The 12,410-nt window shown below is 35.4% G+C and carries 10 protein-coding genes and 1 tRNA gene; 7 read left to right on the top strand and 4 right to left on the bottom strand.

From position 1 onward, the window contains the following. Positions 1–6 precede the first annotated feature (6 nt). Positions 7–1,398, top strand: coding sequence for a RagB/SusD family nutrient uptake outer membrane protein (locus tag G7A72_RS13660; protein WP_165152850.1), 1,392 nt, complete (start codon positions 7–9; stop codon positions 1,396–1,398). Between the two features lie 75 nt (positions 1,399–1,473). On the opposite strand, the gene G7A72_RS13655 is transcribed toward G7A72_RS13660, so the two are convergent. Then, positions 1,474–2,436, bottom strand: a complete 963-nt coding sequence (locus G7A72_RS13655) for an arginase (RefSeq protein ID WP_113666257.1) — start codon at positions 2,434–2,436, stop codon at positions 1,474–1,476. Continuing rightward, positions 2,436–3,719: an ornithine--oxo-acid transaminase gene (gene rocD / locus G7A72_RS13650; protein ID WP_113666258.1), complete on the bottom strand. Its 1,284-nt coding sequence runs from the start codon at positions 3,717–3,719 to the stop codon at positions 2,436–2,438. The genes G7A72_RS13655 and rocD overlap by 1 nt, the downstream gene beginning before the upstream one ends. A gap of 229 nt (positions 3,720–3,948) precedes the next feature. Here rocD and G7A72_RS13645 point away from each other — a divergent pair, with 229 nt between their 5' ends. From G7A72_RS13645 to G7A72_RS13620, 6 genes are all read left to right on the top strand, one after another. Beyond that, positions 3,949–4,401 (top strand): Lrp/AsnC family transcriptional regulator, encoded by a 453-nt coding sequence (locus G7A72_RS13645; protein WP_113666259.1) that lies wholly within the window; start codon positions 3,949–3,951, stop codon positions 4,399–4,401. A 40-nt stretch (positions 4,402–4,441) separates the two neighbouring features. Further along, positions 4,442–5,305: a cyanophycinase gene (locus G7A72_RS13640; RefSeq protein WP_165152849.1), complete on the top strand. Its 864-nt coding sequence runs from the start codon at positions 4,442–4,444 to the stop codon at positions 5,303–5,305. 2 nt (positions 5,306–5,307) lie between these two features. After that, a complete protein-coding gene (locus G7A72_RS13635; RefSeq protein WP_241258517.1) occupies positions 5,308–7,509 on the top strand; it encodes a penicillin acylase family protein in 2,202 nt (733 codons plus the stop codon). Between the two features lie 99 nt (positions 7,510–7,608). Beyond that, positions 7,609–8,379 (top strand): dienelactone hydrolase family protein, encoded by a 771-nt coding sequence (locus G7A72_RS13630; protein WP_165152848.1) that lies wholly within the window; start codon positions 7,609–7,611, stop codon positions 8,377–8,379. 102 nt (positions 8,380–8,481) lie between these two features. Continuing rightward, positions 8,482–9,549, top strand: a complete 1,068-nt coding sequence (locus G7A72_RS13625) for a DUF3667 domain-containing protein (RefSeq protein ID WP_165152847.1) — start codon at positions 8,482–8,484, stop codon at positions 9,547–9,549. A 4-nt stretch (positions 9,550–9,553) separates the two neighbouring features. After that, on the top strand, positions 9,554–10,567 hold the full coding sequence (locus tag G7A72_RS13620; RefSeq protein ID WP_165152846.1) for a M28 family metallopeptidase: 1,014 nt from the start codon (positions 9,554–9,556) through the stop codon (positions 10,565–10,567). 184 nt (positions 10,568–10,751) lie between these two features. Here the strand turns inward: G7A72_RS13620 and G7A72_RS13615 are convergent, their stop codons facing one another. Together G7A72_RS13615 and G7A72_RS13610 are read right to left on the bottom strand one after the other, a co-directional pair. After that, positions 10,752–11,948 (bottom strand): PAS domain-containing sensor histidine kinase, encoded by a 1,197-nt coding sequence (locus G7A72_RS13615; protein ID WP_165152845.1) that lies wholly within the window; start codon positions 11,946–11,948, stop codon positions 10,752–10,754. Between the two features lie 312 nt (positions 11,949–12,260). Beyond that, positions 12,261–12,336, bottom strand: a tRNA-His gene (locus G7A72_RS13610). Between the last annotated feature and the right edge of the window lie 74 nt (positions 12,337–12,410).

Here is a 12,410-nt window from a genome sequence, read left to right as displayed (position 1 = left end):
AAAAAAATGAAATCAAATAAATTAATCTTATTTATTCTTTTCGCTACTTTTTTTGCAAGTTGTGATAATGAATTAGAAATTGATCCAAAACAGAACGAGGATGCAACAGTAACATTAAGTACTGAAACTGGTATCACTAACATATTAACAGGTGCGTATGCTATTGCGGCTGATGGCGATGTTTACGGAGGTCGCATATTGACTTCTGCAGATTTACTGGCTCAAACCGGCATAACAGCAACCACTGATTTTAGATGGAGAGGAACTTTTGGTGAATGCCGACAACTGTATTCTAAAAGTATTCTTGTTAACAATGCTTTTGTTCAGCAAATCTATGCCCGAAATTATCAAATAATTAATGCGGCAAATATTGTTATCGAAAATATAGACAAAGTCCAAGATCCTGAAAAACAAGCGACAATGGTTGCCGAAGCTAATTTTTTAAGATCAATGGCGTACTTTGATTTGGTTCGTTTCTTTGCAAAACCGTACGAAGCAGGTCAAGCCAATACACAATTAGGTGTGGTTATACAACCAAATGCCATTTATGATTTTACTATTGATTTAGCAAAAGAAAGAAGCACTGTTGACGAAGTGTATGCGGTAATAATTGCAGGTTTGAATCTAGCTTATAATGACCTTCCGGAAGACAATAGTTTTTATGCAGACAAATACGCCGCCAAAGCTTTATTAGCAAGAGTTTATCTTCAACAAGGTAATTATCCTGCTGCCAGAGATGCGGCTCATGATGTAATTGAAAATAGCGGCCGCACATTATCCACAAAATATGCAAACGCTTTCAACCATGATGTGAACCAAAGTGAAGATATTTTTGCAATCCAGATCACAAAACAAACTGGAGAAAATGAAATGACCAATTTATATGCTTCTGAAAATAACGGTGGTCGTGGTGGCGATATCGAAATCAGATCTACTTATTTAGCTAAATTTACAGATCCTGCTGATGAAAGACGCAACTTTAATTACATCAACCCGGACAATGGCAGAAGATTGACTTCTAAATATACCAATCAATTTGGCGATGTTCCGTTAATTCGTTTGGCTGAAATGTATCTCATCAGAGCGGAAGCTAATTTTAGAGCCACAACTTTTGTAGGAAACACGCCGGTAGCAGATATCAATTTATTGAGAACACGCGCAAATGCAACAAATTTCCTGACTATAACCTTAGCTACTATTTTAAGAGAACGCCAGTTGGAATTAGCAATGGAAGGTTTTGCTATCCATGATTTAAAAAGAACAAAAGCTTCAATTGATGTTTTTGCTGATGGAACAGAATTGATTCCATATAATGACAACTCTTTGGTATTCCCTATTCCTTTAAGAGAAATGGATACCAACAGTAAAATCAGTCAAAATCCTGGATACGGAGGATAATCCAATTCCATTTTATTAGATAAAAAAAGCCCGAAATCAATTAAGATTTCGGGCTTTTTTATACATTCTAAAAAATTATTCAGTAGGAATAATAAGCTCCGCGGTAATCGCTTCTAAAACTTGAAAAGCAGTTTCTGCCATTTTATTTCCTTTGGTATCCAATAAAGGATTAATCTCAACAAACTCGATACAAACTACCTTTTTGGTTTGGATAATTTGATTGATGATTGCAATAATTTCATACTGATCAAAACCCTTTGGAACCGGAGTTCCCGTTCCATAAGAAATCATATCACAATCCATGGAATCCACATCAAAAGAAACATACAAAACTTCACAATGCGACAATTTTGACAATGCTTCAGTAACACATTTCTGCAAACCTCGGTAACGCACTTCGTCCACCTTATAATTTTTGATCTGCAATTTTTCAATTTGCTTATCTTCCTCTTCTTCGGTATCCCGAACACCAAAATAAATCAGATTTTCGGCTAAAACTTTCGGTCCTTTATAGCCAATATTTTTCATGTCTTCCCAATGCTGTTGCGTTTCAGCTGGGACTTCGTTATTCTGACAACTCAAATTATCATCACCAAGGGCAGCCGATAACGGCATTCCGTGAATGTTTCCTGAAGGCGAAGTGTAAGGCGAATGCAAATCAGCATGCGCATCAATCCAAAATACACCAATATTTTGCTCTGGATACGCGGCTTTGATCCCACTTAAAGTTCCTAATGCCGAAGAATGATCTCCTGACAATACTATTGGAAAATAATTCCCTTCTATATTTTTTTTGACTGCATTACAAACTCGGGTGCATTGCTCCACAACGTGCTCAATCCTTTTGGCCGAGGAACTGCGATTTTTATCATAAATCGATTCGTTATGCGTTTTTACATCTTCGAACTCAAATTGATTAAAATAATCGCTGTTTTTATTAATTGCAGCAATTTCTATGGCATCAATTCCTAAGTCTGATCCTCTTGTTCCGGCTCCTATATCAGATCGATTCTTTATTAATTTTATTATTTTTCCCATTATCTGAAATCATTTAATGCTCTTTCGATAATAGCCAAACATTCGTGTATTTGAGCTTCCGTAATTACCAATGGCGGTGCAAATCGAATTTTGTTGCCATGTGTTGGCTTTGCCAATAATCCATAATCTCTGAACTTCATACAAATATCCCAAGCCAAATCAGATTCTTCATCACTATTGACAACTATAGCATTCAATAATCCTTTTCCTCTCACCAATGTAATTAATGGATTTCTGGAAGCAATCTCATTCAGTCCCGTTCTTAAAACCTCTCCTAAGTAAGCTGCATTTTGTGCCAAATTTTCATCTTTTACTACTTCAAGTGCAGCAATAGCAACGGCAGCGGCAATTGGATTTCCTCCAAAAGTAGAACCGTGTTGTCCCGGTTTGATAACATTCATAATGTGATCATTCGCTAAAACTGCCGAAACAGGATACACGCCACCAGAAATTGCTTTTCCAAGAATTAAGATATCTGGTTTTACTTCTGGTTTGTTTTCACATCCTTTTTTACAATCGCAATTTCCACAAGTGGCCAATAATCTTCCCGTGCGCGCAATTCCTGTTTGCACTTCATCCGCAATAAATAAAACATTATGTGCTTCACAAAGTGCTTTCGTTTTTGCTAAATATCCTTCGGAAGGAACATAAACTCCTGCTTCACCTTGAATAGGTTCCACTAAAAATCCAGCAATATTTTTGGTTGATTTTAAAACGCTTTCCAATGCTTCGACATCATCGTATGGAATTTTAATAAATCCAGCTGTGAATGGTCCGAAGCTTTTACGGGCAGTTTCATCGTTCGAAAATGAAATGATTGTTGTAGTTCTTCCGTGAAAATTATTTTCACAAACAATAATTTGCGCTTGATTTTCAGGAATTCCTTTAACCTCATAAGCCCATTTTCTGCATAACTTCAAAGCCGTTTCTACTGCTTCTGCACCAGTATTCATGGGCAACACTTTATCAAAATCAAAATACTTGGTCACATATTCCTCAAAAGGTCCTAATTGATCATTGTGAAAAGCACGCGAAGTCAGCGTCAATGTTTGTGCTTGTTTAATCATGGCACCCACAATTTTTGGATGACAATGCCCTTGATTTACGGCAGAATATGCCGATAAAAAATCATAATATTTTTTTCCGTCCACATCCCAGACATAAACGCCCTCACCTCTTTCTAAAACTACAGGTAAAGGATGGTAATTGTGTGCACCATATTGATTCTCTTTTGCTATCAACGCTTCAGATTTTGAAGAAAGGTTTTGTTCTGTATGTGTCATGATATTTCGGATTTATTATTTTAAAGCACAAAATTACTATTTTTTTTTAATTTACCAATAAAAATAAATATTTTGACTTTTAAAAAGAGTTTATTTAAAATATTTATTTAATTTAGATGAAAAATAAGTCATTTTTAAATAAACGTTTCGATTTGCAGATGCATTTCGAAATAAATAAAAATAAGTACTTTTATACAAACATAAAAGCATCATTTATAATTAAACCAACATGGATATAGTAGACGAATTCGATATTAATATTATTAAAGAATTAGAGAAAGATGGAAGAATGGCATATTCAGCCATTGCAGCAAACTTAAAAATATCAAATACAATGGTGCATCAGCGCATCAACAGATTAATAGAACAAGGAATCCTTACTGGAATAAAACCTGTGATCAATGAAAAAAAGGTAGGATATGATTGGGGATCTTTTACAGGAATTACGCTAAATAAAGATCAGGATTCAGATAGGATTATTGAAGAACTGAAAAAAATACCTGAAATAACAGAGTGTTATTACATTACCGGATCGTTTACCCTTTACATAAAAATTATTGCCAAAGACCACGAACACATGCGAAAAGTACTTTATGAAAAAATTGATACTATTCCCGGTATTGCCAAAACAGATTCTATAATTGAATTGGGTTGTGCTTTCAAAAGAAATGTTTCTCTTTAATCTTTATTTAAATATTGAACAAACTTGTAAAAAATAACCCATGATAAAGACGAACCATTCCCCACTCTATTTCAAATTATTTATTGGCCTACTTGCATTTCTATTTTGCGGCAGTTTACAAGCGCAAAAAACGAAAGGAAAATTATTCATCATTGGTGGCGGACATCGATCTGATGCATTGATGACGCAATTAGTAACACTGGCGGATTTGGGAAAAAAAGATTATGTGGTTGTGTTACCAATGTCAACCGAAGAACCGGATAGTGCTTACATTTATTTCAAAAAGCAATTCGAAACACTGACTCCAAATCCAATTGTTATGTTGAATTTCGACAAAACAACCGCTTTTAATAAAGTGCTGAACGATTCCTTGCAAAACGCAAAACTAATTTTCATTAGCGGAGGCGATCAATCCCGGTTTATGAATGTCGTGAAAAACACTCCTACATTTACAGCAATTCACCGCGCTTACAAAAACGGAAGCACAATTGCTGGCACCAGCGCCGGAGCGGCAGTAATGTGTGAGCACATGATTACGGGAAATCAGAAATTAGAATCCAAATACACGGAGACTTTCAACAATATCAGATACGATAATCTGGAGACAACTATCGGTTTGGGACTTGTAAAAAACGTGATTATCGACCAGCATTTTCTCAAAAGAAGCCGCTACAACCGTTTACTCTCTGCTTTGATTGAATTTCCAACTCACATAGGAATTGGCATCGACGAAAGTACTGCGCTGATTGTTCGCAATAAAGAAATAGAAATTGTTGGCGAAAGCGAAGTTATTGTGGTCAAAAAACCTAAAGGAATAACCAGATCTAAAAAAGAGAATTTAGTAAGTATCAAAAGCTTAGAAATGGCTGTGTATCACGAAGGTCAAAAATTTAAAATTCAATAAAAATGAAATATTTTAAGAATCATTTTCCGCTAATAATGGTAGTTTTTTGTTTTAGTTTCTCGATGTTTTCGCAAAAAATATCAAATCAAGAAATAGAAAGACTAAAAAAAATATCGCAACAAGTCACCATCATCAGGGACAATTGGGGAATTGCACACGTATATGGAAAAACCGATGCGGATGCCGTTTTTGGAATGTTATATGCGCAATGTGAAGACGATTTCAAACGAGTAGAAATGAATTACATTGAAAAACTCGGCCGACTCTCGGAAATCAAAGGACAGTCCGTTTTGTATAATGATTTAGAAATTAAACTTTTGATGGACACTGAAGAAGCTAAAGCCGATTATAAAAAAGCGGCGCCTTGGTTGAAAAAATTATTAAACAGTTATGCGGACGGAATCAACTTTTACCTGCACAATCACCCCGAGGTAAAACCCGCTTTATTGACTCATTTTGAACCGTGGTTCCCTTTGCTTTGGACCGATGGAAGCATTGGAGCCATAAGCACCGCTGATCTTTCAACTGGAGAGTTAAAGGCTTTTTACTCCGGAAATACCGATAAAGTGTCCTACATAGAACGCGAAAAAGATGTGCAAACCGGCTCTAACGGATTTGCAATTGCTCCTTCAAAAACGGCATCGGGAAACTCCATTTTATACATTAATCCACATACTTCTTTTTATTATAGGCCAGAAATACAAATGAGCAGCGAGGAAGGATTGAACGCTTATGGAGCAGTGACTTGGGGACAATTTTTCATTTACCAAGGATTTAATGAGAATTGCGGCTGGATGCATACATCCTCAAATGTGGATGTAGCGGATATGTATGCTGAGAAAATCGTGACCAAAAACAACCAATTATTTTACGAATACGATAATAAGTTGGTTCCGATTATCGAAAAAAAAATAACTCTCAAATATTTGGAAAACGGGAAATTGATTCCTAAAACATTCAACACCTATCATACCAATCACGGTCCGATTATGGCCAAAAGAGACGGGAAATGGATTAGCTTAAAATCTAATAATCGTTCGATGAAAAGTTTGGAGCAAAGTTGGATACGAACAAAATCAAAAAGCTTCGCAGATTATAAATTAACAATGGATTTGAAGGCAAACACCTCAAATAATACCGTTTATGCTGATAAAGAAGGAAACATTGCCTACTGGCACGGGAATTTTGTTCCTATTCGGGATAAGAAACTGAATTGGTCAAAAGTGATTGACGGCACAACACCAGCAACACAATGGAAAGGATTACACGACGTTTCAGAAACGGTACATTCTTATAATCCAATAAACGGTTGGTTGCAAAACTGCAATTCTACACCTTACACCGTGGCGGGTGACAATAGTCCAAAAGAAGAAAATTACGTGCCCTACATGGCACCGGACGGTGAAAGTTTCAGAGGACTAAATGCCGTTCGGTTATTGAGCAAAGGTGATAAATATACCTTAGACAAAGTAATTGCTGATGGCTACGACACGAAACTGACAGCTTTCGAATTTTTAATTCCAGCATTAATTTCTAGTTTTGAGAAAAATATCAGCGTTGAAGATCCGCTTTACGCAGAACTTTTAGAGCCAATAACGCTACTAAAAAATTGGGATTATTATGCCAAAGAAAATTCCGTAGCTACAACTCTCGCTGTGGAATGGGCTTATAAATTAGATCCAATTATTCAAAAAGTATATATTGAGGAAGGAGAACTGGACCAAGTGGAAAACACGATGAATTTTGCAAAGAATGCTTTTCCGGATCAACTGATTCCACAATTGCAAATGATCATCACCGAATTGAAAATTAAATTTGGAACCTGGCAAATTCCTTGGGGAGAAATCAATCGTTTCCAAAGAGCTTCCGGTGATATTAATCTGATTTATAACGATGCTCTTGAAAGTTTGCCCATAAGTTACGGACCAGCGCTTTGGGGAAGTCTACCCGCTTATAAAAGCAATTACCAAAAAGATACTAAAAAACGCTATGGATTTAACGGAAATAGTTTTGTGTGCGCGGTCGAATTTGGACCAAAAATAAAAGCCAAATCATTACTTGCAGGCGGAAATAGCGGTGATCCAAAATCGAAACATTTTTACGATCAGGCTGAAATGTATCGAAAAGGGCAATTCAAAGACGTTTTGTTCTACAAAGATGACGTTCAAAAAAATGCCGAAAAAACGTATCATCCCGGAGAATAATCATTATAAGAATTAAAAATACTGTCATAAGATAAAAAAATATAAGTCTTACTTTTAGGGCAAATTAATTGAGATATTTGTAAAATAAAAAAAATAAATATGAAAAATATTTTCTTTGCATTATTAGGATTTCTGTTGTTTTCCAATGGCGCTTTTGCACAATTGAAAGCAGTAAAATACACAGACGGAAATCAAAAATTAAACGGGCTATCAATTGCTCCAAAAAAGGGAAGCAAAACTAAACCGGGAATCTTGATTCTTCCTGCTTGGAAAGGTATTGATACTCATTCCAAACAATCAGCAGAAAAACTATCAAAAATGGGTTATTATGCATTTGTAGCTGATATTTATGGTGAAGGGAATTACCCAACAAATACGCAAGAAGCCGGAAAACAAGCTGGTTTTTACAAAACCAATATTGCTGATTATCAAAGACGCATTCAATTAGCTTGGGATCAATTAGTGAAAGCCGGCGCAAATCCTGACAATATTGTAGTAATTGGATATTGTTTTGGAGGAACAGGAGTACTTGAAGCTGCAAGAGCAGGAATGAAAATCCAAGGAGCAGTCTCTTTTCACGGTGGTTTAGGACGTGACGCCTCGAGAGTAAATAATCCAATCACTGCAAAAATTTTAGTTTTACACGGCGCTGATGACACGTATGTACCAGCAACTGAAGTAGCTGCTTTCCAACAAGAAATGAGAGATACAAAAGCAGATTGGGAAATGATTTATTATGCTGATTCTGTTCATGCTTTTACAGATCCAGAAGCTGGAAACGATAATTCAAAAGGTGCTGCTTACAACGAGAAAGCTGCAAAACGTTCTTGGGAGCGTATGAATGCTTTCTTAAAAGAAGTTTTGAAATAATCTAAAAATATAATTTTTTCAAAAACAGTATAAGTTCCATTTTTTTGTTAGTTTTATAAATTAAAATTCAACAAAAATTCAAGAATTTATACTGTTTTTTTTATGTCAAAAAGTAAAATCAGAAACGACAAAACCTGCCTCAATTGCAGGTATGTGGTAGAAAATAGATTTTGTCCTAATTGCGGACAAGAAAACACCGATACTCGAAAAACGTTTCACCACCTCTTTATCCATTTTTTTGAGGATTTAACACATTATGAAAACGCTTTTTGGCGCACCATAAAAAATCTTTTGTTCAAACCAGCAGCCCTTACAAAAGAATATCTGTCTGGAAAACGATTGTCTTATTTGGCTCCGGTCAGATTGTACATTTTTATAAGCTTTATTACTTTTCTATTGATTGCCATTTTTCCTAATGCCAACAATTCTTCCGATAAAACTCTTGATAAGAAATCTATTATTACCACTAAAAGCAAAGCATTTCAGAATACCATAACCAAAAATGATTCGGCTAAAAAGAACCAAACGGATTCAAATGAAGTTCAAGATGGAGTTCAAGATTTTGAATACAATTCAACAGAACAATTGGACTCTATCCATGTATTACAAGATTTTGGATACGACTCCTTAGAACAACTAGACTCCATCCAAAAACATGCACCAGAGTCTCAAAAATTATCCGATTTTAGTTATTGGATGAATAAAAAATTCCAAATAGTTAAAGAAAATAACACTCAAAGCGAAATTATTGAAAAATTCATAAGCTCATTTACCCATAATTTACCCAAAGTTCTATTTGTATTCATGCCTATTTTTGCTCTTTTCCTCTGGCTTTTCCACAATAAGAAACGCTGGTACTACTTTGATCATGGTATTTTTACCTTACATTACTTTTCCTTTTTGTTATTGCTATTATTGTTATTGTTTCTAATTAACAAAGGACTGACACCATTTTCAGAATCTAGTCTCGTTTCTTTCATACAAATAGTAATTAATTTTATTGGGATTGGATGGATGATTTATTATTTCTATCCGGCACATCATCGTTTTTATGGTGAAACACGCATAATATCTTTTATAAAAAGTAGCCTGTTATTTTTTATAAACTTTATCCTCATCATAATTATTTTATCAATTTTTGCTATTTATACCTTTATTAATTTACATTAAAAAAATGAAAAAAATCCCTTTATTAGGTTTAATGGTTCTTTTGACCGTAAGCTGCACTACTCAAAAAACGAGTGTTACTCTTGCCGACCCAACGAAATACATGAATACAATTACTGCTGATGAACTAAAAACGCACCTTTATATTGTTGCTTCAGACGAAATGGAAGGCCGTGAAACTGGTTCAGAAGGCCAAAAAAAAGCAGGTGTTTACCTTATCGATCAATACAAGAAAAACGACATCAGCTTCCCAACTGGTGCTTCAGACTTTTACCAAAAAATTCCGGCAGCTTTCCTGAATGCAAAGCGAAATGAAAACTTACAGGATTCCGAAAACGTTTGGGCGTACATTGAAGGATCTGAAAAACCAAATGAAGTCTTGGTGATTTCTGCCCATTACGATCACGTAGGGACAAAAAACGGTGAAATTTATAACGGTGCCGATGATGATGGTTCCGGAACTGTAGCATTATTAGAAATTGCTCAGGCATTCCAAATCGCTAAAAAAGCAGGCCATGGCCCAAAACGTTCTATCTTGTTTCTACATGTAACTGGCGAGGAACACGGATTGCATGGTTCCAGATATTACTCTGAAAATCCTTTGTTCCCGTTAGCGAACACTATTACTGATATTAATATAGATATGATAGGCCGTCGTGATGAAGCTCATGCAGCAAGTAATAATTACGTATATGTGATTGGCGCAAACCGGTTATCAACTGATTTAGATAACATTTGTACCATTGCAAACGCTAAATACACCCAATTAGAGCTGGATTATAAATACAACGACCCAAAAGATCCAAACCATTTCTATGAGCGTTCGGATCACTACAACTTTGCTAAACACGGCATTCCGTCCGTTTTTCTTTTCAACGGAGTGCATGCTGATTACCACAAACCAACAGACAGTCCGGACAAAATTGAGTACGATGCGTTAACCAAAAGAGCACAATTTGCATTTGTAACCGCGTGGGAACTGGCAAACCGCACCGAAAGACCTATTGTCGATAAAAAATAGATTTCCTCTTTGGGCACATCCACGCTTTCACTAGCGTTGCAGCGTGGTCGGGCTATACGTTGCAATCTTTATTGTCTCATTAAAAAAACGAGACAATAAAGGATTTCCACTCGTATCCCTTGTGCAAACCACATAAAAAAAGAGCTTTGAATCACTTCAAAGCTCTTTTTTTATTCTTCAATTATTAAACGCTTTCGTCAAATTGTATTTTATCCACACTATCAATTTTATACAAAGGCCTTTCAAGTGGTAAGGTAAAGTAAAAAGAGGTGCCTTTTCCTTCTTCACTTTCAACCCATATTTCTCCATCATTTCTTTCTAAAAATCCTTTCACCAATAACAACCCAATTCCGGCACCTTTGTTATCTTTCCTAGCTTTAGAAAGTGTGCTCATTTGCGGGGTAAAAAGTGTTTCTTGAACATCCTTAGACATTCCAATTCCACAATCCTTAATCTGGATTATGAGCATTTCCGATTCAATATTTGCTAAAACCGAAATTTCACCTTCGGGCAAAGAATGCTTTATAGCATTAGAAAGTATATTTTGAAAAACCGATAATAACATTTTTCCATCAGCAAAAACAGTGGTATCGGGTTTAATTTCATTGTGGAACGTTATCGCATTCAAAGAAGCCATTTCATGCAAGGACTCAAAAACTTTTTCCACATAATCATGCAGCACAATTTTTGTGGGAGAAAACACCTCAGATGCATATTTGATTCTGGCCCATTCCACTAAATTATCAAGCATGTTCAACTCATCGACAGCTGTTTTCTGTAGTAAATCAAGCATTTCTTTTATCTTACTGGATTCTAATCTGTCCAGATTTTTTTTCAAATATTCCGCCGTTCCGATAATTCCCGATAAAGGACTTCTTAAATCGTGAGAAACTATTGCAAGAACATTTTCTTTGTGTGTATTAAGATCTTCCAGTTCTTTAACATATTTTTTTATAGCATCCTCTGATTTTTTTCTTTCCGTCAGATCTCTTAATATTTTAACGTATCCTAACATCTGCCCTTCACTACCAATAAGAGGAAAGACCAAACCATAAGCGTAAAACCCACTCCTGTCTTTACAAATATGCCATCTATTGTCCGTAGCTCTCCCCCCTTTTAATGCAGCTTGAATTTCTGATTGCGGAATACCATTTTGTATATCTTCTTCGGTAAAAATAACATCGAAGTGCTGTCCTATAATTTCGTCAGTTTCATATCCAAATATTTTTGTCGAACCTGAACTCCAACTGTTAATTATGAATTCATTGTCAAGAGTGAAAATCGAATAATCTTGTAAACTATCTATTATTTGGCTATAAAACTCAGCGGTTGGAATGTAATTACTTTTAAGAATTTTAGAATTGATTTTCTCGTTTTTCATTAAATTGTATAAATAATATTTAAAATTTTGAAAGCTTATTTTCGATTGATTTAACCCTGCAATGTGTCCAAAGATACATAAAAGAAAATACGATTTCTGTAAAACAAAGAATATAACCCCTAACAGGAGAATGTATGTTCTAAAAGCTATTACCTTAATTTATTTGATTGTAAAATCCTATATAACTTCTATCATTGCACTATAATACTATTCCCTATTTACAATATTCAAGCCAATAAAAATAGAACCACAATCTGACGAGACTTTATTCCACAAAAAAAGCCTCGAATTTCTTCGAAGCTTTTGCTTTCTGGGTGGGAGACGGGGCTCGAACCCGCGACCCTCGGTACCACAAACCGATGCTCTAACCAACTGAGCTACAACCACCATTTGCTTAGCGGTGGCAAATATACGACATAAGTTTACTTCTGCAAATATTTTTTTCAAAAAATTACTTGAATT

It is taken from the genome of Flavobacterium sp. Sr18, assembly GCF_011064265.1.
Classification (GTDB): Bacteria; Bacteroidota; Bacteroidia; order Flavobacteriales; family Flavobacteriaceae; genus Flavobacterium; species Flavobacterium petrolei.
This window is presented reverse-complemented; position numbering and strand designations above follow the sequence as displayed.